This window comes from Methylophaga sp. UBA3603 (assembly GCF_002375335.1).
GTDB lineage: Bacteria > Pseudomonadota > Gammaproteobacteria > Nitrosococcales > Methylophagaceae > Methylophaga.
Genome location: NZ_DFMC01000001.1, coordinates 16,707 through 40,875, shown reverse-complemented (window position 1 = coordinate 40,875; position 24,169 = coordinate 16,707). Strand labels below are relative to the sequence as shown.

20 protein-coding genes and 2 tRNA genes are annotated in these 24,169 nt (G+C 43.2%); 6 read left to right on the top strand and 16 right to left on the bottom strand.

Features of this window, described 5'->3' with window-relative positions:
• Positions 1 to 12 precede the first annotated feature (12 nt).
• The 6 genes from azu to B4F66_RS00160 form a co-directional block, all read right to left on the bottom strand.
• Positions 13 to 462, bottom strand: coding sequence for an azurin (gene azu / locus B4F66_RS00185; RefSeq protein ID WP_292355750.1), 450 nt, complete (start codon positions 460 to 462; stop codon positions 13 to 15).
• 378 nt (positions 463 to 840) lie between these two features.
• Positions 841 to 1,830, bottom strand: a complete 990-nt coding sequence (locus B4F66_RS00180; RefSeq protein WP_292355752.1) for an aq_1923 C-terminal domain — start codon at positions 1,828 to 1,830, stop codon at positions 841 to 843.
• 313 nt (positions 1,831 to 2,143) lie between these two features.
• Positions 2,144 to 2,974 (bottom strand): alpha/beta fold hydrolase, encoded by an 831-nt coding sequence (locus B4F66_RS00175; RefSeq protein ID WP_292355755.1) that lies wholly within the window; start codon positions 2,972 to 2,974, stop codon positions 2,144 to 2,146.
• A gap of 111 nt (positions 2,975 to 3,085) precedes the next feature.
• A complete protein-coding gene (locus B4F66_RS00170; protein WP_292355757.1) occupies positions 3,086 to 5,440 on the bottom strand; it encodes an autotransporter domain-containing protein in 2,355 nt (784 codons plus the stop codon).
• Positions 5,441 to 5,600: 160 nt separating this feature from the next.
• Complete coding sequence (locus tag B4F66_RS00165; protein ID WP_292355759.1) at positions 5,601 to 6,293, bottom strand: response regulator transcription factor; 693 nt, start codon at positions 6,291 to 6,293, stop codon at positions 5,601 to 5,603.
• A complete protein-coding gene (locus tag B4F66_RS00160; protein ID WP_292355761.1) occupies positions 6,286 to 7,650 on the bottom strand; it encodes a sensor histidine kinase in 1,365 nt (454 codons plus the stop codon). The genes B4F66_RS00165 and B4F66_RS00160 overlap by 8 nt, the downstream gene beginning before the upstream one ends.
• Before the next feature lie 1,098 nt (positions 7,651 to 8,748).
• On the opposite strand from B4F66_RS00160, the gene B4F66_RS00155 reads away from it, so the two are divergent.
• The 4 genes from B4F66_RS00155 to B4F66_RS14370 are packed head-to-tail and all read left to right on the top strand — an operon-like array spanning position 8,749 to position 12,334.
• On the top strand, positions 8,749 to 9,786 hold the full coding sequence (locus B4F66_RS00155) for an ABC-three component system protein (protein ID WP_292355763.1): 1,038 nt from the start codon (positions 8,749 to 8,751) through the stop codon (positions 9,784 to 9,786).
• On the top strand, positions 9,774 to 10,268 hold the full coding sequence (locus B4F66_RS00150) for an ABC-three component system middle component 2 (protein WP_292355765.1): 495 nt from the start codon (positions 9,774 to 9,776) through the stop codon (positions 10,266 to 10,268). The genes B4F66_RS00155 and B4F66_RS00150 overlap by 13 nt, the downstream gene beginning before the upstream one ends.
• Positions 10,268 to 12,082 carry a hypothetical protein gene (locus B4F66_RS00145; protein ID WP_292355767.1) on the top strand — a complete coding sequence of 605 codons (1,815 nt, stop codon included), beginning with the start codon at positions 10,268 to 10,270 and terminating at the stop codon, positions 12,080 to 12,082. Before B4F66_RS00150 ends, B4F66_RS00145 begins: the two co-directional genes overlap by 1 nt.
• A 39-nt stretch (positions 12,083 to 12,121) precedes the next feature.
• Positions 12,122 to 12,334 carry an MJ0042-type zinc finger domain-containing protein gene (locus tag B4F66_RS14370; RefSeq protein ID WP_366652825.1) on the top strand — a complete coding sequence of 71 codons (213 nt, stop codon included), beginning with the start codon at positions 12,122 to 12,124 and terminating at the stop codon, positions 12,332 to 12,334.
• 63 nt (positions 12,335 to 12,397) lie between these two features.
• Here the strand turns inward: B4F66_RS14370 and B4F66_RS00140 are convergent, their stop codons facing one another.
• From B4F66_RS00140 to B4F66_RS00095, 10 genes are all read right to left on the bottom strand, one after another.
• Positions 12,398 to 13,942 (bottom strand): replication endonuclease, encoded by a 1,545-nt coding sequence (locus B4F66_RS00140; RefSeq protein WP_292355768.1) that lies wholly within the window; start codon positions 13,940 to 13,942, stop codon positions 12,398 to 12,400.
• Positions 13,935 to 14,231: a hypothetical protein gene (locus tag B4F66_RS00135; protein WP_292355770.1), complete on the bottom strand. Its 297-nt coding sequence runs from the start codon at positions 14,229 to 14,231 to the stop codon at positions 13,935 to 13,937. Before B4F66_RS00135 ends, B4F66_RS00140 begins: the two co-directional genes overlap by 8 nt.
• A complete protein-coding gene (locus B4F66_RS00130; RefSeq protein WP_292355772.1) occupies positions 14,228 to 14,431 on the bottom strand; it encodes a helix-turn-helix transcriptional regulator in 204 nt (67 codons plus the stop codon). The genes B4F66_RS00135 and B4F66_RS00130 overlap by 4 nt, the downstream gene beginning before the upstream one ends.
• A 93-nt stretch (positions 14,432 to 14,524) precedes the next feature.
• Positions 14,525 to 15,385: a DUF6387 family protein gene (locus tag B4F66_RS00125; protein WP_292355774.1), complete on the bottom strand. Its 861-nt coding sequence runs from the start codon at positions 15,383 to 15,385 to the stop codon at positions 14,525 to 14,527.
• 24 nt (positions 15,386 to 15,409) lie between these two features.
• On the bottom strand, positions 15,410 to 16,654 hold the full coding sequence (locus tag B4F66_RS00120; RefSeq protein WP_292355776.1) for a tyrosine-type recombinase/integrase: 1,245 nt from the start codon (positions 16,652 to 16,654) through the stop codon (positions 15,410 to 15,412).
• 127 nt (positions 16,655 to 16,781) lie between these two features.
• Positions 16,782 to 16,855, bottom strand: a tRNA-Cys gene (locus B4F66_RS00115).
• Between the two features lie 79 nt (positions 16,856 to 16,934).
• Positions 16,935 to 17,009 (bottom strand) — tRNA-Gly (locus tag B4F66_RS00110).
• 38 nt (positions 17,010 to 17,047) lie between these two features.
• A complete protein-coding gene (gene pgsA, locus B4F66_RS00105) occupies positions 17,048 to 17,605 on the bottom strand; it encodes a CDP-diacylglycerol--glycerol-3-phosphate 3-phosphatidyltransferase (protein ID WP_292355778.1) in 558 nt (185 codons plus the stop codon).
• Positions 17,606 to 17,658: 53 nt separating this feature from the next.
• Complete coding sequence (uvrC, locus tag B4F66_RS00100) at positions 17,659 to 19,500, bottom strand: excinuclease ABC subunit UvrC (RefSeq protein WP_292355780.1); 1,842 nt, start codon at positions 19,498 to 19,500, stop codon at positions 17,659 to 17,661.
• Positions 19,501 to 19,512: 12 nt separating this feature from the next.
• Positions 19,513 to 19,722: a hypothetical protein gene (locus B4F66_RS00095; protein ID WP_292355782.1), complete on the bottom strand. Its 210-nt coding sequence runs from the start codon at positions 19,720 to 19,722 to the stop codon at positions 19,513 to 19,515.
• Between the two features lie 152 nt (positions 19,723 to 19,874).
• Between B4F66_RS00095 and mfd the strand changes: the two genes are divergently transcribed.
• Both mfd and B4F66_RS00085 read left to right on the top strand, forming a co-directional pair.
• Positions 19,875 to 23,333: a transcription-repair coupling factor gene (gene mfd, locus B4F66_RS00090; protein WP_292355784.1), complete on the top strand. Its 3,459-nt coding sequence runs from the start codon at positions 19,875 to 19,877 to the stop codon at positions 23,331 to 23,333.
• A complete protein-coding gene (locus tag B4F66_RS00085) occupies positions 23,333 to 24,100 on the top strand; it encodes a methyltransferase domain-containing protein (RefSeq protein ID WP_292355786.1) in 768 nt (255 codons plus the stop codon). The genes mfd and B4F66_RS00085 overlap by 1 nt, the downstream gene beginning before the upstream one ends.
• Positions 24,101 to 24,169 lie beyond the last annotated feature (69 nt).

The following is a 24,169-nucleotide window of genomic DNA, read 5'->3' as shown; positions in this document are numbered from 1 at the left end:
TTTCAGGTGAACTTATTTGATATTGAAACGACCGTTCATCATTCCGCTATGCCCAGGGAATGAGCAGAAAAAAGTCAGTTTTTCATCAGCAAGTCCTTCAGTAGAAAACTCAACTTCCGCCGAGTCGCCACCACCTATTACTTCCGTCGCGGCAATAATACGATCATCACCTTCCGGCAGATAATTATTATCCAGTCCCGCAGCAGCGCCAGCTTTCACGACTGCCTGCATATCGTCTGTCTTGGTCAAAACCCAGTTATGGCCCATCATATCTTTAGCCATTGAACCTATATGTTTAAGGGTGACTTTGACTGTTTCACAACTGGCAGGAACTGACATTTTCTTAGTGTTGTAGGTCATTTGATCTGTCGCTTCAATTACTAAATCACATTCATCGGCAAATGCTGTGAATGGTAATAAAGCAAACAATCCCACAGCAATTAACAAACGATTTTTTTTCATTTTGATCTCCCAATAATTCCGGCAACATTGCCTTCTCAACGAGCATCAACTTTATCAGCTGAAAAATTAAGTTGGTTTAATATGCGTTAAACATGATTCATTATTAATGCTCATCCTTTCAACGTTACCGGGATAAAGTTACAAGCAAACCATAACAAACAAGTAGTCCTTAAGCTTCATGGATAGCTAATGCTAATGTTGCAGGGACAAAACTTGATACTGAGCTTTAATAACAACCATTCTCATTATAAAGAGCCTGTTTTGATGATAACAATAGGTCAGGAAAGATTGAGGAATAATTCCTGTAGCTATCCGTGAAACTCCAGCTAAAACAAGCTATTGGGAAGCTTTCAGCCAAATGGATATAATAAGCATGACCTATTCGGCTGCTACCTGAATATCAAAATAATTTTCAAGTGCGTTTGGCGACATCAACGTCGCCATAAAGACCAGAAATATTCCAGCACCTTCGGGGCTTTTAGAATTTATATCCAGCTCGACTTGTGGTGTATCGCTATCAATAAACTGGCTGCTGGCTTCAATCAACTGGGTTCTTAATCCGGGTGAAAGCGCCTGTAAAGCTGAAAACTGTTGCTGAATCTGCAGTTTCAAGCCAGCTTTATATTCTTCTGTAGTCATCCCTGCACTTTCAGCACCTTGCTCTATTAAAGGCTGCCACGCACCAGCATCTTCAAACTCTATGGCAGCTGTTATCAAACCAGTCTGCATCCATTCTGCTGTAACAGCCGACATATCCTCATTATTTCTTAACCGTCTCATCTGACTTTCCAGATCCGGGATCTGACTAAAGTTGGTATGTAGATTCATCGAAAACAGCTGTGCCGCATCTTTTTCTGTTAACTCGGGATTATAAAACTGATTCTGCAAATTCAGCGTCAGTTGGCGCTCAACAGGATGATAGCGGTAAGCCAGATGCTGGTTGTGACCAATTTTGTCTTCTTTAATACCCAGGTTTCGCAATGCTTCAACTAAAGATTGTTCCTGTTGTTCCGTGCCATCACCACCGGTAACGGTAAACAACGCATCCTCAGTTGAAATATCCATCGCATAGATAAAATCCTGCGCCTGATTCAACTCAATATCACTTATCGTCAGTAAACCAATCTGGTGTTTACGATCAGCATCATCAGTGATGAGAACATCATTCACCGTAATATCTTTGGTATAGGGGTTGGCAACAACCTCCCCGACTTCGACCTGAACGCCATTCTGGTTAATTTTAGCGACTAACTCATCAACTAACGCCTGAGCTGCCTGATTTGCCTCATTATTAGCAACTGCATGGGCTCCACCCAATGCAATAGCGATTATCAGCAGAGGCACATAAATGATTTTTTTTCTGAACACTGTTGTCTCCAACAAAATAATAAAAAAACAGAAACGCAGTATGCCTGTATGACTAATAACGAACCAGTTTAGTTTAAGAACATAGGCTAATCTTAAAGCGTGCTATTTCAACTTTCCTTTCCGCCCAGCACTTGATTGCCTTTATGCATAGAGACGAAAGTTGGCAAAAGGAACTAAATTCTCACGTTTATCAACCATGAAAACACTACTTCAACCGGGTGAGCTTTGTGAGATTTATCCGAAATGAGCGGCTTTTGCTGTATGGGTAAATCAAAACTTATTAAGTGCTGATTATCAGCATTGATTAAGACGCTTACTTCATTTGTTTGATGACCTGTAGCCAGCAACATCGATGATCTGCCTCGGGGATAATAATGATCTGACTATCCGCTGTCAGTGGTAATAAACGATTAAAACTTTCTACAATTTCTGCAGGGGTAACACGGTCATGTTCTCCCACAAAATGAATCTGTTGTATACCTTGAAGCCCTGATACCGCGTCTGCGGGGTTGAGCGACCCTGATAACGGTGAAATATGGTGCAGTTCTGTCCACGCTGTTGTGTTCAGATTGCCTGCAAACGTGACTAGACGCGTCACATCGTCGCGTCGACTGGCAACTAACGCTGCAATAGCCCCGCCACCAGAATAGCCTACCAGCTGTAATTCAGAAGCTCCTATCATTATTTTAAGTGCTGTAATCGCCTCACCTGTGGCGATAATGACTTCTTTTGAAAAGCGGTGGGAGGTCCAATATTTTTGTGTGCAACGCTTTTGATCATGGGATGTGAATTGACAGGGTCGCCCAAGATAAGCCACGGCATCATCAGACTCATAAGCTAAGGCCAGCTTCAGTGAAACAGGATTTAACGGCGTAGGGTCAGAGGAAGGCTGTGAACGTGAAATCCAGGCTAAGCCATCTCCTTCAATAAATACTGTTAAACGATTATTTTTCAAACGCTGTGCAGGTATAAAAGCCTGAAGATCGAAATAGGAGGTGGATATGGTTTCAGAGGTCCAGCCAGCGTCTTCAGCAAGCTTTGTAGCACTCGCAAGGCGTTCCTGAGTAGATGGCAGATGAGTACAGCCAGTGATCAGCAGGATAAAAATAATATAAAAAGGAAACGATTTAACAAACTGCTTCAACTGCCATCCTTAAATACTTTGAACGTCATACTTAACATGGGCATTAAGCCACAAAAAAAGCCCCAGTGGTTATCCACTGAGGCTTTTCTTTATACTAAACATAGCATTTTGTTAAAAACGCCAGCGCATATTCACTGATGCTGTTTGATTCAAAAAGTCTTCACGCCCTTCCAAATGATAGCTGGCTGTCAGCTCGGTCATATCATTCAATGACATGGTCGCTCCGACCCCTGCACGCGCTAACCAGGGTGATGGATCTATTCCCTCTGTGGTAAAAGCAGTGCCACCACCCGTATATGAGGCGGTCAAACTGGTGTCGTCATTAATCACATCATAACCAACACCAAGCATAGTCGATAAAGAAGTTGACTCACTCCACTGATGGTTAGCTTCCACTTGTGCCATCAGAATCAATTCCTCGGCATTGATACTATCCACATCCAGATTTAATGCACCGGCACCTTTTTCGGTATAGCTTTCATCTTTAATATAAGCATAGTCAGCACGCAGGGTCGGCATAATCAGACTTTGCTCAGTCAGCTGAAAGCGCTTGCCAATGCCCGCCCCAACATGTGCTGTGTAACTGTCATAGTCAGCGGTGGCTTTGCGGTTCATAAAGCTGATACGGCGTTTGCCATCGTTTTTATTGAGACCCACATCGGCTTGCCAGCTAACTTCGATATCTTCAAATTGCGTCAAGTTATGACTACCGTAGGCGATAAGCTGATAGGCATCAATATCGGCACGATTGCCAGATGCTAAGCCATTGCCATCAACATTGGTATTCATATAAGACACGGCAAAACCTAAACGACTAGTGGGCGTTATTTCACCATCAATACCACCAACAAACCCATAACTGTCAGCATCGTAACCACTGACGCCATTACGCTCTTGTTGCCGACTCCAGCTTCCCACGGGTTTTAACCACACCGCTTTATCCACCAAGAACTCATCACCAGAGGATAAGCCACGGTTACTGGCCTGCCGACTTTGGATCACCCGGTTGGTGCCGCGCATGGTGTTCGAAGCCAGTCCAGTGGTGCCTGCAACTAATAATGGTAAGGTTTCAGCTACAGCCTCACTGACTTGTTGTTGTGTAGATAATTTACCAAGAGCGGTTGTGACATTTTCAATATCAGTACCGGTGATACCACTATTTACAAAGGTATCCAGCACCCTGGCAGCACCGCGGCCTGGTGTAAAGCCCTGACTATTAACACTTCTGAGCACGCTATTGCCAGAGTCATCGCCCGAATCCCCTCCCGTTCCTTCAGCAATGACTTTCAGGTCAACTACATTGCCATTAATCTCATAGGCAAAATCATATAAAGCTGAGTTATCAGTCATGGTAAAACTAGAAGCGTTGAGTGTGCCTGCACTGATCACACTCGATAGAGTGCCGCCCTGAGTCAGTGATGGTGACCCCATCACATTGACATCCAGACCAGTATCTTTGGCAAATGTGGCAGTCCCCATCACATTCAACTTGGCATAGTTATCCATTGTAGCCACCCCAAGTCTCAATTTGGCATTGGTTTCCTGATGATAATTGGCTGCCTGACTAGCATATATACTTCCAACGTTTAGAGTATTACCTGAATCGACTGCCAGCGTGCCTCCATTTACTCGCATATCACCAGCAAAAAACCGCTGATTATAATAAGTGAATCGGGTCGTGCCACTATAGAGCTCAATATCTCCCTTACCAATTATTGAAGAGCGAAATTGAAGATCCTCATCAGTGTGATTAAACACCAGACTGCCAACCCCATCTCCAAAGCTTAACTGGTTAACATCAAACTTCCCCCCAGCAACTGCCGGCTCATCCTTCGCAGCACCAATATTAATTATGCCGTTAGAGCCAACAGATGAAGCTAGCGTAATACTATTTGCCGTGATAACAGCACTGTTATTCAATGTAATTTCAGCACTGCCACTAAAGCCAAAATATGACCTACTACTCGTGCTAGTCATATTTAACCGGGCATTTTTACCTGTAACCAAAACCTTCCCTTGTGAATCGTCATATGTCCCGATATACAATAGGCCAAGCGTTAGTTGTCCATTATCGTTGATAACCAGTGAACCAGTTTGACTGGTATCATTGCCAACATAAAGAATACTGTTGTTGGCCTCGAGATCAATCGTATTGTGAACAATTGCCTCGCCACCATTACTGATACGAATGTAGTTTCTTTCAGGATTAGCTTCGTCTGGTGCTGCACCTTCGGCCCAGTTTGCCCCCTCACTCCAATAACCACTCGGTATGTTCCAGTCGTAGCTTGTTGCCAATGCAGTACCGGTATAGGCAAGGCTGGTTGAAACCAACAAGCTGCTACTGATCAGCTTCAGCAACCCTTTTTTACGGCTGATCTGACTTTTGGTTTTGCCGCGAGTGAGCTCAGCAGCGACCATCCAGGCTTGACGGCTGGCGTTCCATACAATGCGATATACCCGGTTCATGAGAGTTCCTGTAACGTTTTTTTCATCGATAAACAGGTAACCCTGCAGCATTTTATTTCACTGCAGGATTCTGTTTGCACCGATAAACCATACTCAATTGGCGGGTATTTTCTAAGCTTATTTTTGTATCAATTTGTATCAATAAATCCGGGGGAGATGACTACACAATCACCATGGTTTCGGTCAGCTCATAGCCGACATTTCGCACTGTTTTTATCGGGAACGGGAACTGGTCTGAACTCAGGCGCTGACGCAGCCGAGATATATGCAAGTCGAGACTTCGACTTTCGGGGGAATAATTAGGCTTTCCTATAGCCGTATATAAGGCTTCACGGGTTGACGGCTTACTCAGCTGAGACTGTTTGGCAAGCTCATTTAACAAAGCAAACTCACTGCTGTTCAAAACATGTTGCTGACCATCGGGTGATGTCAGAAGCCAGCTCGTTGTATCCAGCGTCCAACGTCCGGTCTGCCTGACAGGGTTCACAGCCTGCGTCGTAAAACGATTACGCATAACGGCCAATAATTCACGAATATCAACGGGTTTGGGCAAGTAATAATCCGCACCTGAATTAAGACCACTTACCCGGTGTTCTACTTCACCCATTGAGGACAGAATGACCACATCCACGTAAGTATTTTGTTTTAAATGGCGTGCAATGTTGAAACCACTGTCATCTGGCAAATTCACATCCAGCAATACCATATCAGGGTGAAAGGTCTCCATTACCCGCCTTAGCTGCGATGCAGATTCTGCCTCTTCCACCACAATGCCCTCATTGATAAGCACAGCTTTGATTGGCGCCCGGAAATCCGCGTCATCATCGACTATTACAACTCTGGGCTTAGCCATTGTTCCTCTCTGTCTTTGTTAACCGTACGGTAAATGTCGTCAGCCCATCACAGTTCACTGTGACCTCACCTTCATGCATTTCGGTAATTTTTTTGACAAAAAACAATCCTAACCCTGAGCCCCCTGTCGAGTGACCATTGTCAGCACGGTAGTATTTATCAAAAATATAATGGCGCTGTTGTTCATCAATACCTTCACCATCATCCATTACCTGAACCAGATAATCATTGCCCTGCTCCAGTAAACTCACCTGCACAGATTCAATATTTCTCGCATGCCGCAAGGCATTGGCAATCAAATTGGCAAATAATACCGGCAGAAAAATGGATTCACCTTTGACCACAGCATCGGTAGAAACTGTGGAGTGAAATGTCACATTAAATTCGTCAGATAAATTCCTGAGAATTTGCGTCAGCGAAACAGGTTCTAAACTGACCTGGTTGTTTTCGATTGAATGGGCCATCCATTCATCATCCAGGCATCGCTCCACCAGTGAATTGAGTCGTTCTGAAACATTTTTAATTCGTGACAAACTCTCTTCCACGAAGCCGGTCTGTGGCGTTGCTAGCAACAAGGCAGCATCTGCATTGGCTTTGATTGCACCAATCGGTGCTTTGAACTCGTGCGACAACATCGCCATGAAGTGCTGCTGTTCCTGTAGCGAACGATGGGCAATGTCACGGGCATAACTGACCTGCTCGAACTTCACCCTTAATTGTTGCTGTAACTTTTCCGATGCCAATATGATAAGACCGATGGTCGTTACGATACTGTTGATGATTCCCCACAGAAAAATCATATAGCCTGCATTGAAGTCTAAAAATCCCACTTCCCCAATTGGGGTAATCAACATATTCGGAATACGCCACAAACTTATCGCGCTGAATAAAAAAAACATCAATGCCAGGCCTTTTCTGCCTGGCAAATCAATGGCATTTTTGCCTAACACCCAACCACACATCATGCCTAATATCCCAAGACCCAACGACGAGATGATAATACGTTCGCCAAGGTTTTCATTGCCAGGGAACAACATAAACAGCGGGGACAAAATAACGATTAGAGTGGATGGAATCACCCAACTCGTTTTTAAATCGGTCAGTAATCTGACAGCCTGATAATAAAAAAGAAATGACAGAAAAAAACAGCTATTGCTCACCATGATCGACACCATCGGGTCGATGCTATCTCTGAGTAATAAGAACACGGAGCCTAATGCCTGACAACCGCCTCCAATGGCGGCATATTGCAATCCATTTATCTCTTTTATCAGTCGATAAAACAGAAATAAGGCGATTGCCGCGATACAGGTGGTGATAACTAAAACAAGGACAATTGTTCGAAGATCAGGAAACACTATTTTCTCGCAGAGACAGGTTTGAGATAGAGCGAAAGAGTCCGGCTAAATCACTTTAGTGAGGAATTTAAGACTTGAGACTTTTAATAAACAACATGAACCAGCGGGAAATGAGCAATCTACGAACCAGTCCTGATTTCTGTTGCTGCTGATGGCACACGAAGTCCACCAATCAGTCTTTCGCCCAATGATAAAGTGGTTAAATGTCACCTTCAAGTTTCTGGTACACACCCTCCATTTCTATGAGGTTTCCAGCACAACTGGATACATTCACAATTGTTGAAAATAAAGAAAACAGTTTCTTTTAGCGTCTATTCAGATCACAAAACATCTGCAGACCCATCCCCCTACCCTCGTTTTCAAAAAAAACGAAAAGCGGGCCAATCATTAAGGCATACAACTTTTCCACTAAGCTCATCTAAAATGAATGATTTAGTTGCAAACTAAGCTATTTGTCATACAGGCGTTGAGTATCAATCATCGGCATACATCAAATTGCAGGCATAAAAAAAGCGCCGAAAGCGCCTTAACTATTTGATTGTATTGAACTTTAAAATGGAGGTGGGGTCACTATCAAATAGAAGGTGTATAGCATTGTTTTTGTTGAGTATTTTTTATTTTAAATAAAATATTACCACCATAGTTACCATCAAATTAATTTCTTGTACATTACTTCAATGTTTAAAAATAGTATTTATATGTTGATCCGGCGGCGTCAAACGAATACCTCACCTATATACACGACATACATAAGTTTAGATAAACCCTATTTTACACTTTGCCCCCATAGTGGCCCTAGTTACTTTATCCATATATCGTTTTAACCAGCTCAATGAAATGTTTATCTATAATAATTTTGTTGTACAGATGAAGTATTAACTCATAATCCCTTTATCCGGGGTTCAAGTCCCTGTGTGCCCACCATATATCAAAGCCTCAGCACTTGTTTATTGTTGGGGCTTTTTTATTTTTGTCTAATGTAGACACTATGTAGACGGCCAAGGAATGTTTTAAATAAATACATGAGACTACATATATTGGACACAATAGAAATGAAGTGAGAATATCCATTTTTGAAGTATGACTATTGGCAGGGATATGGCTAAAAAAACTCAAAAAATAAATTCGGTAAAATTTCCCCCCGCATCATTAATTCAGCTTTTTAGTGCTGATGAGTGGGAAAGTTTTATCGAGGATTGTTGCCGAGTAGACATGGGAGAAGGCAAAAAATATCAGTTTGTGCAAAAGATGGGAGGAGCTGGTGATGGAGGTCGTGATATTGAAGCTAGATACTCAAAAGAGCTGAAAGTAAATGAATGGGATTTATACCAAGCGAAGCATTATCAATCTGCTATTGGCGAGTCAGTATTATATCCAGAACTAGCAAAAATAATGTATCACATTGGTAGCGGAACCTATCCCTCACCACATACATATTATGTTTGCGCATCTCAGAATACAACACCAAAGTTACACGACTTAATTGCTCATCCCCATGAACTGAAAGAAACTTTTTTAACAAGCTGGAAAGACAAGAAGCACGGTATTGATACAACAAAATTTCCACTTGCTGGTCCAACATTAAATGCCGCAATAAATTTTGATTATTCTAAAGTTGAAGAATACCCAGTAAAGGATCTGATTTCGCTGCATTCAAAAAATTTGCAGGCTCATGCCGCTCTTTTCGGATTGGAACCACTTAGGGGAGACAACCCTCCTACACCAATACTGCCCTCAGAAGAGGAGCTAGTGTACATAAATCAACTCATTAAGGTTTACTCAGAGCACGCTAACAGTGATCTTCTACTAGAGCATATTTTCAAATCCGAAATTTATAAGGAGCATCTAGAAGGGTGTAGAGGCGAGTTTTATAGCGCTGAGGGTCTAAAAAGGTTTAGCAGAGATGTGCTTCCGGGTGAATTTGATCGACTTTTAGTGTCTGTGCTTGCTGGTATTAAACGTATAGCGGCAAGTCCAAAGCATAAAAACGGCATGGATAAGCTCGAGACTGTATTGAGCGCTGCTGCTGAGCTTCAAATCACAAATAACCCTCTGTCTACTAGGTTACTGCCAGCAGATCTTCCTGGAGCATGCCATCAACTAGTTAACGATGAGAAACTAAAATGGCTAAAATAAATTTATTTGAAACATTACCATTTAACTCTCCTTTCGAGCTTGGGATCCGAATGGTCTATATGCTGTCCAGCATGTTTCCTAGAGGAGCGGACTTACAAAAACTTCTATTGCTTGATTATGCTGCTATTTATTCTGGAGATTTTTCTGGCCCAGTGAGCTTGCATACACCAGTTCCATATAGAAGTGCAGAGATATATACCAGACGAACAATCGTCCTGTCGGGCCTGCGTTTAATGGCAACAAAAAATCTAGTCGATATCCAATTAGATGACGATGGGATTACATATTTTGCTGGGATTAATGCTCGAGCAATTGTTGATTCGGTCGAATCTCCTTACTTTTCAGAACTAGTGATGCGTTGCAACTGGGTAACTTCAAAGTATGGCTCTGTTGATATGATTGAGTTAACAAAAATATTTCATGATTTAGGTTGTCGTTGGGAAGCTGAAATGAATGAAGAGTCAAAAAGGATATTTGAATAATGCCAGTAATACTGCAAAAGTTAATTGCCACAGGACTTAGAAAGCCTGAGGCGGAGATACTTTTTAGAGGCAATGGTACTCTTGTCAGAGGTCCTAGTGATACAGGAAAGTCTTATATTCGAGATTGTCTTTGGTATCTCCTTGGGGGAGAAAAGGTACCAAAAGAAATACCAGAGAGTAAGGGTTATACAAACCTATATTTGCAGTTAGAGACATCAGAAAATGACATTTATACAATTAAACACTCACTCTTAGGTGGTGTTGCCGAGATTTTTAATGGTGAAAAAGAAGATATAAATACAGATGAGCCCTTGTCTGATGATGTTGGAGTATTTCTTGTTGGGCTCTCTGGAGCGAAAGGCAAGCTAGTCTTACGTTCCACATCAAAGCGTGGGCCGATAACAGGAGGGGATTTACGGCATTGGTCTCTCATATCACAGCCCGCGATGATTAGTGAGGAAAAGACGACAGGCGAATCATATAGTAGCAGAACTCAGCGCAAGGCTTCTTTTTCAGTGTTTTTAACAGGGCAAGATGATTCGGCAGTAATATTGGCTCAATCTAAAGATGAAAAGCTGAAGAATAAAACATTAGCTATAGCTATAGAAAATGACTTAGAGCGTATAAAAAAAGAGGTTCCTGATGGAAGGACAAAATCTGAAATTGAAGATGCTTTATCAAAAGTTAATCTCACTCTAGACATACTGTCTAGCCAACAAAAAGAGCGATCATCAGAGCTGCGTGAAATTCGTAATTCACTTGCGGCAACAATATCTGAGCTATCGACTGTTGAATCTAAATTAAATCAGTCTCTGCTTATGGCGTCTAGATTTTCGCTTCTGGATGAAAAGTATGTAAGTGATTTAGACAGGCTCCGTGCAGTTGTAGATGGCATTGCTGTTTTTGATGCTCTACCTAGTCAACCTTGTTTGCTCTGTGGTACTCCGATTGACTCACAGCTTGATAGCAATGAAGTTTTAACTGAAACAGTTTTGAAACAACAACTTGCGATGGAAGCGGAGGCAAAGAAGATAGAAGCTCTTCGGGGTGGATTGAAAGATGCCTTAGAAAGAGAAAATATAATTATTTCGGAGCTTACCAGTCATGTTGAGATTCTCAAGGAGCAATTCACTAGGATTTCCCATCAAGAAAAAACAGCTCTACAAAACAGTGTTTCTGAATTTAGCGCTGATCCAAAGCAACTTGCAGAGGCTAAAACTGAATATTCAGCACAACTTCAAATATTCGAAGAAATGGATAGGTTAGTTGCTGAACAAGAAATTATCTCTAAGCTTATCTCAACTAAAAAAGGAGCCGCGATAAAAAGACAAACGGATGTGGATGCAGTGAAGGTCGGAGAAATAGTGAAGACCCTTCTATACTCATGGGGGTTTAAAGAGATAAATACTGTTGACCTTGAGGCTGTAGATTGCGATATAAAAATTGATGGGAGGCAACGATTGAGCTATGGTGCAGGAAAGCGTGCAATATTCCTCTCTGCATTGATAGTAGCTTTGATGCAGCATGCATTGGATAATGGACATCCTCATCTAGGCGTTGTTGTTTTAGATTCCCCACTTAAGTCATACTCTGATCCAAATAATGCCGCCGAGGCAACTGTTTCACCAATAACTGTTCGTGACCTATTTTATGACTGGCTGTCTAAATGGACTGGTCCCGGACAAGTTATCGTGTTGGAGAACGAGCCTGTTAAACAAGATACAGCAAGTCGATTATCTCCAATCGAGTTTTCAGGAGTATTAGATAAAGGAAGGGCGGGGTTTTATCCTGTAGTTAAAAAAAATACCTTTTGACCTATAAAAAAAACAACTCGTTACGTTCACAATACCCCTATGAATAAGTATTGTAAGGATTTAAAAATGGTTAAAACTTGGAAGTCTGAAGAAACAAGCGAACAATGTGAAAACTGTCGTGCATTCTACAAAGTGGTAGAACACAGAGTGCCAGTTAGAGATAAAGATTCATTCTCATGTACTGAATGTGGTCATCTAATAAAAAGCTGGAATTCAACTTCCTATTACATTTACACGCTAATTAAGGATTGAACTAGAGCTATTCAAATCTAATACGTACAGTTATTGACAGAACTCCAAGTAAAAGCGGGCTAATCAGCTAGCCCGTGAAATTTCCCATGTGTGTGGTCGGGTATTGATTCTGACATTGTCATGCTCAAGCCCGTAAATGCTTTGTGCTTTGATTTCACCGTATTGGTTTTCTTTAAGCACACCGGTAGAAATATCAACCGACTCTTTGTAAACAAGCTTGATTGGACGATCTTTTCGCGCGCAATCATGACCTCCCATCAATTTCATATACTCATCCCACTTACTATCATCAGCAGCCTTTCGGCCCAACTCGATAAGCGACTCAGGATCTTCTAGAGGAGTCAAACGGCGTAGTTCTCTCCAAATACTTACTCCAGCCCCACCAATTTGCTGAAACTGTCTGATCCCCCATATAGAGGCCCATGTTTCGATTCGTCTGGCCGCTTCCGATGGGTTTTCACCGTAAACACCGATATCTATATCTTCACCATCTATATTTTTTGAAATATATTTAGCGATATAGCCCGTTGCACTTCCTTTGTTAGGGTCAATTTTAACGATGGTTATACGGTGCTTATCTGCTCCCTCTTCATCTCCTTCCTCTTCAAAGGCATAGTGAGTGAAAATATCTTTAAGCGATTGTTCATCTGAACCTTTAATGAATAACAGCAGATGCCAGTGAGGCGTTCCGTCATGATGTGGCTCAGCGACTCTAAAACCATAGGGACGTATACCTTGACGATTTAACTCGGATCGAATTCTGGAAAAGGTTGTTTTCAGATATTCTTGAGCATCTCTTGCCGAACTGCCATTCCAGTTTTTGGTGGGATCGCCACTGGTTGAATAAGCTCGGTGATATTTTGAAGGACAGGTCAGGGTTATAAAAAGCGAAATATGCCCTTTAGATTTGGCATAATCTTCACACCCTCGACAACGTACCATCAGCTCAGCTTTTCTTATAGCCGGATTGGAAACGCTAGTAGCTTTCATCTCGGATAACAAAAACGAAAGACCTTCCTCATTAGTAACCAGCATATTTTCCAGAAACTCATGCTGTTTTTGCTTTTGCCATCGGCGGCGCCTGACATTTAAATCTGAGGCATATATCTCTGCGTTTTTCTTTACGAAATTTAATGTTCTGGCGATGATTTCAATATCACGATTTTGTCTTGTACGAAGATTAGAAAGCCACCAACTTTTTCTAATTGAGTGTCGAATGATTGAAAGCATATCAGATGTACTTGGCCCTTCTTTAAGACCAGACGGCTGAATACCTCTAGAAGCCATAAAGCTGAGAATTCTCTTATAAGGTTTTTTGAGGGATTCACTGTTTGAAGACTGCCAGATAAAAATGCACTCTTGGGCCTCACTCTCAGCAAGTATCTTTAAGTCATCCTCATCAGCATTTAAGGTTTTCAGGCTTAATCTGCTTAGCACAGCAGATTCGATATGTTCGCTTATATTTAAGAGATACAGGTTTGCTTCTCGTCGGCTTTGGTTCTTTAAGCGTTTGTGATATTCCACAATGATTTTTTTCTTAAAGATATCTGGCAGGGTATTGGTTTTTTCATCCACAAAAAGGCGATCATCACGATGTATTTCAGTCATGATTAGCCTCCAAGTATTGTCGGCCTTTATCGCTAATCGTAACAATCAGCCATGTGATCCCAAGGTCAATTTCTGGATAAGTTTCAGCTAATCCGTTTTTATACAGATTTTGAATAGCTCGGATATCAGTCTTAAAAGGTGGGACTGAGGAATGTATTACTGCACCAAACTTTTCACATAAATCTGTACAAATCAGAACAACATTTTCGGGTTCCAATCCACCAGTATTAAGCCATTGCAGATAATTAAGTTGTGCAGGCGTGATTTTTAGCTTTTTCAGAGGCTTCATGACAATGCCTCCAGGTTGCGAGAAGCAGCAATACGCTCTTCAAGCCATTGATTAATTTCAGACTTGAGCCAGCCGCTTGAAAAGCTTGTTAGCTTGATTTGTTTTGGAAAGCGATTCTCACTGATCAATTTGTAGATTGTTGAGCGAGCAAGGCCCGTCGTCGTTATGACTTCTGGCAGTTTTAGAATTTGTTCAGACATCAATATCTCCCTGTGATTTGTAGTAGATGCAGGGAGAGATTTTCCAGTAGTTAACTCAGTGTTTCATTGGATGAGAATAGCCATAAAATCTTCCTAGGAAGTTTTTTGGGTGTTTTTCTTCCGATTTGCGTCTGCGAGAACATTTAGCATTCTTCTTAAAGATGCTTGTGAAGTTAATATATTGGCGTAATGCTTAGACGAATCATCTATCCTTCCGGCTTTACCAACTACGTCCCTAGGATCTGGAAAGAGTATTTTTCCAAGAATTGGGCTGGTTACTTTATTTCCAACCAAGCTATTCCATGTTGCTAAGTCTAAATATGCTAAAACTCTGGCATCGTGCCATTTTCTGAAAGCAACAAGATTGAAACTATTAATCTTGCGCTCTCTGTTGTTGGTCTTTTGAGTTGCTTGCCGTTCAGCTTTGGCATTTGCCACCCATCCTGAGACGGCATCTAAAATCTCATTCTTAGAGCAATTCAGATCGATCTCAAGCCACGCCAAATTGTCTTTTCCATCCATAGCTTCAATTTGCATGAATTCGTTTAGTTGGCCGAGATTATTTTGATTAATTAGTGGATAAATTTGGGTTTGTACTGCTGAATATAACTGCTCAAGCTCAGCAGTTTTTAATCCATCTGCTGTGCTAAAGAGATCGAAGTAAGTCAGCTGTCTGACAACAGAAGCATACTGGGCATTATCCTCAGCAAGCATGTCATTTAAAATTTTGGCATATGAACTCTCTAAAACAACTCCCAAGCTGATATTTTTCTGTGTCAGCTCTAATATTAATTTCTTTGTTTGTTCATCTATAGATTTGCCAATAGCATGATAACCAAGCATTCGCATCGTGAGATTTTCAAGCCAATTCACTAACTCCATATTGGCTGCTGCATCGTATTTCGTTATATCAAACTCGGGTGGAATAAACTCACTTAAGTTTTCTTGGTTCATCTGGTAATGCCTTGAATATTTTGTTTAAGAATTGCTTTTAATCGGGATAACATCTGCACCCTTGGCTAATCCATCAAGGTAATCAGCCCATGCCTGCATCATTTCTTTTCGTTCTGGCAAATATTGAGCGTAGTTATAAGCTGCTCTCACACCATTTTTTTCACTGTGGGCAAGTTGTCGTTCTATAGCATCACGATTCCAGCCCTGCTCATTGAGAATTGTAGAAGCCATACTTCTGAAGCCGTGAGCAGTCATTTCTTCCTTGGTATAACCTAATCTTCTTAGACTTGCATTGATGGTGTTGTTGCTCATCGGCCTTGCTAGAGTTCGGTTACTTGGAAAAACATATTTTCCTCTGCCTGTAAGTGGCTTTATATCCTCAAATATAGCTAATGCTTGTTTTGATAACGGGATGATGTGCAACACTTTCATTTTCATTCTTTCGGCTGGGATACGCCATTCAGCATTTTCCAGATCGATATCATTCCATTCGGCTTGTCGAAGCTCTCCCGGTCTGACGAATACATAGGGCGTTAAACGCAGAGCACATGCAGTAATGTAGCTGCCTTGATAGCCTTGAATCGCTCGCATTAATTCACCAATAGCTTTAGGCTCGGTAATAGATGCAAAGTGAGTTTTTTTGGCTGGAGGTAAAGCACCAACTAAATCTGCTGCAGGATCGCGTTCAGCCCGACCGGTGGCAATTGCATAACGTAGGATCTGACTACAGATTTGGCGAACACGGTGAGCACTATCAATAGCGCCCCTACTTTCCATTCGACGCAGTACCATTAACAATTCTGGTGCGGTTACAGTATTGATTACTTTTGAACCAAGCCAAGGATAAACATCATTACGCAATCGGCCGATTGTGCGTTGTTTATGCTGTTCAGACCATTCACTAGAGAATTTTGTAAACCACTCATCAGCTACAGCTTTAAAGCTGTTTTCGCTTGCAGCATGTTTATATAGCTTTTCAGTCTTTCGCTCGACTGCTGGATCAATATCATCAGCAACCATTGCTCTGATTTCATCGCGTTTAAGGACAGCAGATTTTAGGGTAGTTGTGGGATATGTTCCCAGAGACAATTCTTTTTGTTTCCCACCAAAGCGATAACGAATGCGCCACCACTTTCCACCTTTGGGAGAAATAACAAGATAAAGGCCAAGTCCTGCTGAAAGCTTGTATTGCTTAGCTTCAGGTTTAGCATTTCGGATTTTCATGTCTGTTAAAGCCATTGTTCCCACCAGCACTTTGAATGTTCCCATCAAAGTTACCACTAAAAATGGTGGGAAGTACATAGACACTATTGGACGAGGCTGGAACACGACAATCCATAAAACCGTTGATATTACTGGTTTTACGGACGATTTAGGATGGTTGTGGAAGTGTAAATGGAGGCTGGGGTCGGAATCGAACCGGCGTTAACGGAGTTGCAGTCCGCTGCATGACCACTCTGCCACCCAGCCATGGTATGTCTTTTTTCTTACGTTTCAAGACTAAAAAGCCGCAGTAGTAACTTGGACTGACCGCGGCTTTTTTTATTCTTGGAGCGGGAAACGAGATTCGAACTCGCGACCCCAACCTTGGCAAGGTTGTGCTCTACCACTGAGCTATTCCCGCTTAGGAAGACGTGCATTATAGGCACTTAATATTTTCTGTCAACCCTTATCTACCAACACTGGCAAGGCTGCTTTCAAGTAGCTGATCATTGAGGTCAAAGTGAGTAATGCGGCTATGTATAACAAGCCTACACCGATTTCAAAAACAGGTAATCCAAACAGCGGTTTATAGAATATCAGGCAACCAATAGCGACCATTTGAAATGTGGTTTTCCATTTGCCGATAGAAGAAACCTGAACTACATGGCGGGCACCAATTTCAGCCATCCATTCGCGTAATGCGGAAATTGTGATTTCACGAAATACGATGACAATCACCGGAAGCAGAATAAACCATACTGGTGATTTGAAAAGAATCAGCAATAACGCCACCACCACAATTAATTTATCTGCGACAGGATCAATAAACGCTCCAAAGGGCGAGGTGAGGTTCATCCTTCGAGCCAAATAGCCATCCAGCCAATCCGTGATACCCGCCAGCACAAAGACAATGGTGGCCCACAAAGGAGCATAGGTACTGGGAAGAAAATACAGTACCACCAGAACAGGTATTAAAAGCACCCTGAGCAGACTGAGTAAGTTAGGTATATTCAGCATAAATCGTTTCGTTATAAGCTATAGATAACGCTTATGTTAGCACTATGACGTGTTTAATTGTCCGGATGGAACATATCGTAAATTTTTTGTGCCAAAGCAGCACTGATTCCATCCACCCTCTGTAGATCTTCAACCCCTGCCCGTTTTACTTCCTGAAGGCCGCCAAATTGCTGCAATAATTTTTGTCTCCGCTTGGGTCCTAATCCGGCAATATCTTCCAAGGTTGAGCTTTTACGGGCTTTGGCACGGCGTTGACGATGACCGGTAATGGCAAAACGGTGCGCTTCATCCCGAACTTGCTGAAGTAAATGTAATGCGGGTGAATCTGCAGATAAGGTCACTTCGCCAGCCCGACCGACCAGAAATAACGTTTCTTCACCTGGTTTACGTGCAGGACCTTTAGCGATACCTAAGATAGGAAGATCACTTAAATTCAGCTCAGCCAGCACTTCCTGCGCTTCTTTAATCTGTCCCTTACCACCATCAATCAACAGTAAATCCGGTCGTTTTCCTTCACCGTTATTCAATCGGGTAAATCGACGACTCAATGCCTGATGCATGGCGGCATAATCATCGCCACCGGTAATGCCTTCGATATTGAATTTACGGTAATCGCTTTTAATTGCGCCTTCCAGGCCAAATACCACGCAGGAAGCTACCGTGCGCTCGCCACTGGTGTGACTGATATCGAAACACTCAATACGTTTGGGCATTTCATCCAGCTCTAATACATCCTGCAGAATTTCAAAACGCTGCAATAAATTGGAGCGACTGCTGATACGCTGGGTAAGACTGATATCGGCATTGGTCATCGCCATCTGCAACCAACGTGTCGCATGGCCACGTTGCGGCTTACGCAGGCTGACTTTATGTCCCGATTCGGTTTGCAATACTTCCTGCAACAGCTGTGATTCTTCAACTTCATGACTCAGCAGGATTTCCGCCGGCACGTCTTTACCAAGATAATACTGCGGTATAAAGGCCGCCAGTAATTCTGACTCGGTCAAATCCGACGACCCTTTAGGGAAATAGGATTTGCTACCTAAATTACGTCCACCTCGTACAAAACTGACTTCAACTACTGCTATACCATCTCTAACTATCGCCGCCAGCACATCGGAATCACCTTGCATTGAGCTGACATACTGGCGTTCCTGCACCCTGCGTAAACTGATGATTTTGTCACGGATAAAAGCCGCCTGTTCGAACTGCAGATTCTGTGACGCCGTGTCCATCTGCTGGCTCAACTCATCCATTACCTGCTGGTTTTTACCTTCCAGAAACATAATGGTGTGCTGCACATCTTTTTGATAATCGCTTTCAGAGACTAAATCTACACAGGGCGCAGTACAGCGTTTAATTTGATATTGCAGACAGGGCCGGCTGCGATTTTGATAATAACTGTCTTCGCACTGACGCACCGGAAACAGTTTTTGTAATAGATTCAGGCTTTCCCGAACCGCCCCGGCACTGGGATAAGGACCAAAGTATTTGCCCTTTTTACGCTTGGCGCCGCGATGAACGCTTAAGCGAGGAAATTTATCACCGGATATCAATAAGTATGGGTAGCTTTTATCATCCCGCAATAACACGTTATAGCGAGGCATCAACTCCTTGATCAGATTATTTTCCAGGATCAAGGCTTCGTTTTCAGTATGCGTGACAGTGGTTTCAATCGCCGCGATCTGCGCCACCATCACCTGGGTTTTACTGGTTAAACCGCTGCTGCGAAAGTAACTGCCAACACGTTTTTTGAGGTTTTTCGCCTTGCCGACATAAATGACCGTGCCTTCAGCATCGAGCATACGGTAGACACCAGGACGACTGGTTAGTGATTTTACAAAACTGACCGGATCGAATTGGGATTCTATTGTGGGGTTTTCAGCCTGACTCATTAAATTTCGTAATTAAGAATTATCGTCTTTTCGTGGAGAATATTGGCGCTGATAACATTTATGGGCCTGATAAAAACTGTTAGCAGACAAACCCAGTAAAATTAATCCACCGATTACTGCAGGTACATTTTCGTGATAAAAATAAAACATGGCCAAGGCAGCTAATAACTCAGCAGTGCCAATAACTTTTAATAACACAACATTTTCCGTACGTTTCCCCATGTTCCATCTCCGCTTCGTTGCAAAAATTTTGACTATAGCATTAACACTTATTGTTTGTAAGGACATTATCTTCCTCCGAAATCACGAGTGCTGTGATCGGGCAATTGTGGGAAAATAACGCGCTTTATCATTTCACTATCAGGGTATCACTCTTGCCAGCTAATTTGCTTCAGCCTGTCTTACCAGCATCAGCCAAAGATCAACTTCGTGCCGGACAATTATACGGTAGTGCACAGGGTTTGCTGTTAGCTAAAGCGGCTCAGCAACATAATGGTCCGTTATTAGTGGTCACTGATGATGTTGCCAGCGCCCATCGGCTTGAACTGGAAATTCGTTTTTATCTGGGCGATACCGAGCTGCCAATATTGCATTTCCCGGATTGGGAAACCTTGCCTTACGACAGCTTTTCGCCGCATCAGGATATTGTTTCAGAACGACTGCAGACATTACATCAACTACCCGACTTTAAACGCGGCATTTTACTGGTGCCGATTGCCACCCTAATGCAGCGCATTGCACCGCGAGCATTTCTCGATGGCAACCACCTGGAACTGAAGATTGGCGATCAGTTTGATATTGAACAATGGCGATTGAAACTGGAAAAATCCGGTTACCGGAATGTTGCCCAGGTGATTGAGCACGGTGAGTTTGCGGTTCGCGGTGCGATTATCGATTTGTTTCCAATGGGCAGTCGGCATCCTTACCGTATTGATTTATTTGATGATGAAATTGATACGCTTCGAACCTTTGATCCGGAAACCCAGCGATCCATCGACTCCATTGATCAGATTCAGTTGTTACCTGCACGAGAGTTTCCAGTTAGTGACGACAGTATTGCGTTATTCCGTAAACAATTCCGTCAGTATTTCGATGGGGATCCGCAACGCAGTTTGATTTACCGGGAAGTCAGTGCCGGTAATATGCCGGGCGGTATCGAGTTTTATCTGCCACTATTTTTCGAGCAAACTGCCCGACTCACCGATTATCTGCCGGATAACACGCTGTTAGTACAGCTCAATGACACCTTTAATGCTGCTGAACTGTTCTGGCAGGAAATCCAGATCCGTTACCGTCAGCATAGTGTTGATCCAGAAAGACCATTGTTACCCCCGATCAATGTGTTTGTGCCGGTAGAAGAATTATTCAGTCAGTTCAAACAATGGCAAAGACTGCAATGCCAGAACTTTGAATTGGATGGCTCGGCAGGTAACAGCAACTATGCCACGGTAATGCCACCATCTTTACCGCTGAACTCCAAGCAGGATCGTCCCTGTGAAGCGTTACATCAGTTTATCGATAAATTTTCCGGCCGAATCTTAATCGCTGCCGAATCGGCAGGACGTCGTGAAACCCTGCTGGACCTATTGCGTAAAAACCAGCTGCAGCCCAAAGTCGTCGACAACTGGGATGCGTTTATTAACGAAAATGCTCCGCTATGCATTACCGTGGCTCCACTCGAACAGGGTTTGCTACTGCAAGTTGAAAACATTGCGGTGGTGGCTGAAACCCAGCTGTTCGGCCAACAGGTTATGCAACGCCGACGTCGTAGCCGTAAAAAACGTGACTCCGATGCCATCATCCGAAACCTTGCTGAACTGACCATTGGTGATGCCGTGGTGCATGAAGATCATGGTGTTGGCCGCTATCTGGGTCTGCAAACACTGGATGTTGGTGATGTCGCCACTGAATATGTCACATTGGAATATGCCAAGGGCGACAAGCTCTATGTGCCCGTGGCCTCATTGGATTTAATCAGCCGCTATTCCGGCTCCGCACCTGAACTTGCTCCGTTACATCAACTTGGTACTACGCAATGGGAAAAAGCGCGCCGCCGTGCAGCTGAAAAAGTACGTGATGTGGCAGCAGAATTACTCGATATTTATGCCAAACGCGCTGCCAACAAAAAACCGCCGATGCAATCACCCGATGAACAATATGAAGCCTTCTCCGCGGCATTCCCGTTTGAAACTACGCCCGATCAACAGGATGCGATTGATGCGGTGATTGCTGATATGCAATCAGAAACACCGATGGACAGGCTGGTATGTGGTGATGTGGGCTTTGGTAAAACCGAAGTCGCCATGCGCGCCGCATTTTTAGCAGTTCAATCAGGCAAACAGGTCTTGGTCCTGGTGCCCACCACCCTGCTCGCTCAACAGCATTATGAAAACTTCAAAGATCGTTTTGCTGATTGGCCCATGCGCGTTGAAGTTTTGTCCCGTTTCCGCAGTAAGAAACAGCTTGATGATGTTAAATCAGCGATCAGCGAAGGGACTGCCGATATTGTCATTGGTACCCATAAATTATTACAGCAGGATATTGATCCCAAACGACTGGGCTTGTTTATTCTTGATGAAGAACATCGTTTCGGTGTCACACAGAAAGAACAGCTGAAGAAATATCGTGCCCAGATCGATGTCCTCACTTTAACCGCGACACCGATTCCCCGTACCTTGAATATGTCTATCTCCGGCATTCGTGATTTATCGATTATTGCCACAGCACCGGCACGCCGGTTAGCAATCAAAACCTTCGTATTGCAATGGAATGCCGACAAAATACGTGAAGGCATGCTGCGTGAAATCAAACGTGGCGGACAAGTGTACTTTTTGCATAACAAGGTCGAAGACATTGATCGGGTCGCACGCGAACTGGAAACCTTAATGCCTGAAGCGCGCATTGCCGTAGCCCATGGTCAGATGCGTGAACGTGAGCTGGAACAAGTAATGCTCGACTTTTACCATCAGCGTTTTAATGTGCTGGTCTGCACCACCATTATTGAAACTGGTATCGACGTACCAACTGCCAATACTATCTTTATCGACAGAGCCGATAAATTAGGCTTGGCACAGCTTTATCAAATCCGTGGTCGTGTTGGTCGTTCACATCACCGTGCTTATGCATATCTGATTACCCCACCGCAACAGGCCATGACAGCGGATGCTATTAAACGTCTTGAAGCGATTGAATCAATTGAAGACTTGGGGGCAGGCTTTACCCTCGCGACCCACGATATGGAAATTCGTGGTGCCGGTGAATTATTGGGTGATGAGCAAAGCGGCCAGATGCAGGAAATTGGCTTTACCTTATATAACGAACTGCTGGAACGTGCGGTCAATGCATTGAAATCAGGCAAAACGCCGGATCTGGATAATATGGCGCGCCACACAGTGGAAATCGATCTGCATGTGCCCGCATTGATTCCATCCGACTATCTGCCTGATGTGCATACCCGACTGGTGTTATATAAACGCATTGCAGCGGCGGCAGATAAAGAAGCTTTACGCGAACTGCAGGTGGAAATGATTGATCGGTTTGGTTTGTTACCGGAACCAGTACAAACCTTATTTGCTGTACATGAGTTGCGCCTTAAAGCCAAAACCATCGGTATTCGCAAGATTGATGTTTATGATCAAGGGGGTCGTTTGCTGTTTGATAAAGAACCTCAGGTTGAACCGATGACCATCATCCAGTTGATTCAAAAACAACCCTCTCGCTTCAAACTGGATGGTCAGGATAAATTACGCTTTACCGATAACATGCCGGACGCGGAAAGTCGGATCATGGTTATAGATACCCTGCTGGATAACCTGCTTAAACCGGCCGCCTGATGCAACAGGATCGAAATTTCGACGATTTGGCTGAGCGATTTAATGCGCGAATTTATGACACAGCTAAAGGCCAGTTACGATTAGAGATCCTTAAACAGGATTTACAGCAGTTTACCGAGGCAAAACCATTAACAATCTGGGATGCTGGCTGTGGTGCCGGGCAGATGAGTTTATGGTTAGCCGGGTTTGGTCACCAGCTGACATTGTGTGATATCTCTGAAAAACTGTTAAGTCAGGCGCGACAGGAATTTGCTCAGGCAAGACTGGAAGCCAGTTTTCACCATGCCTCTATTCAACAATTGGCGCCGCAACTGGCAGCGTTTGATTTGGTAATTTGTCACGCCGTTGTGGAATGGCTGGCAACTCCCCTGGAAACGCTGAAACAGGTCATGGATCGCGTTAAACCCGGTGGTTATCTCTCATTGATGTTCTATAATCGTAACGCTATGGTTTACAAAAATATCATTCGTGGTGGCTGGAGACTGGAACCAATTCTCAATGATCGCTATATTGGTGTTGGTAACAAGCTCAGCCCACCCAATCCGCAATACCCATTTGAATTGATTCAGTTTTTACAAAATAAGGGTTTTGACATTAAACAACACAGTGGAATCCGCGTGTTTAGTGATTATTTGAACTCTGAGACTCGTCGCCAGACAAATGAACAGGAATTGCTGGCTTTAGAGCAGCAATATTGCCGAATGCCAACCTATCGTGATATGGGACGTTACGTGCATTTACTGGCCGAGAAAAAGTCGCCGGGTTAACCGGGAATACTTCATAATATGCAGCCCAATCAAGCCGAACTTGATAAACGCGTTTTGACTTTATAATCC

Coding starts and splice junctions, on each gene's coding strand:
- B4F66_RS00155 (WP_292355763.1), top strand. CDS start 8,749: ATGGCTAAAAAAACTCAAAAAATAAATTCGGTAAAATTTCCCCCCGCA.
- B4F66_RS00170 (WP_292355757.1), bottom strand. CDS start 5,440: ATGAACCGGGTATATCGCATTGTATGGAACGCCAGCCGTCAAGCCTGG.
- B4F66_RS00140 (WP_292355768.1), bottom strand. CDS start 13,942: ATGACTGAAATACATCGTGATGATCGCCTTTTTGTGGATGAAAAAACC.
- B4F66_RS00150 (WP_292355765.1), top strand. CDS start 9,774: ATGGCTAAAATAAATTTATTTGAAACATTACCATTTAACTCTCCTTTC.
- pgsA (WP_292355778.1), bottom strand. CDS start 17,605: ATGCTGAATATACCTAACTTACTCAGTCTGCTCAGGGTGCTTTTAATA.
- B4F66_RS00145 (WP_292355767.1), top strand. CDS start 10,268: ATGCCAGTAATACTGCAAAAGTTAATTGCCACAGGACTTAGAAAGCCT.
- B4F66_RS00095 (WP_292355782.1), bottom strand. CDS start 19,722: ATGGGGAAACGTACGGAAAATGTTGTGTTATTAAAAGTTATTGGCACT.
- B4F66_RS00130 (WP_292355772.1), bottom strand. CDS start 14,431: ATGTCTGAACAAATTCTAAAACTGCCAGAAGTCATAACGACGACGGGC.
- B4F66_RS00125 (WP_292355774.1), bottom strand. CDS start 15,385: ATGAACCAAGAAAACTTAAGTGAGTTTATTCCACCCGAGTTTGATATA.
- uvrC (WP_292355780.1), bottom strand. CDS start 19,500: ATGAGTCAGGCTGAAAACCCCACAATAGAATCCCAATTCGATCCGGTC.
- B4F66_RS00085 (WP_292355786.1), top strand. CDS start 23,333: ATGCAACAGGATCGAAATTTCGACGATTTGGCTGAGCGATTTAATGCG.
- B4F66_RS00165 (WP_292355759.1), bottom strand. CDS start 6,293: ATGGCTAAGCCCAGAGTTGTAATAGTCGATGATGACGCGGATTTCCGG.
- B4F66_RS00135 (WP_292355770.1), bottom strand. CDS start 14,231: ATGAAGCCTCTGAAAAAGCTAAAAATCACGCCTGCACAACTTAATTAT.
- azu (WP_292355750.1), bottom strand. CDS start 462: ATGAAAAAAAATCGTTTGTTAATTGCTGTGGGATTGTTTGCTTTATTA.
- B4F66_RS00120 (WP_292355776.1), bottom strand. CDS start 16,654: ATGGGAACATTCAAAGTGCTGGTGGGAACAATGGCTTTAACAGACATG.
- B4F66_RS14370 (WP_366652825.1), top strand. CDS start 12,122: ATGAATAAGTATTGTAAGGATTTAAAAATGGTTAAAACTTGGAAGTCT.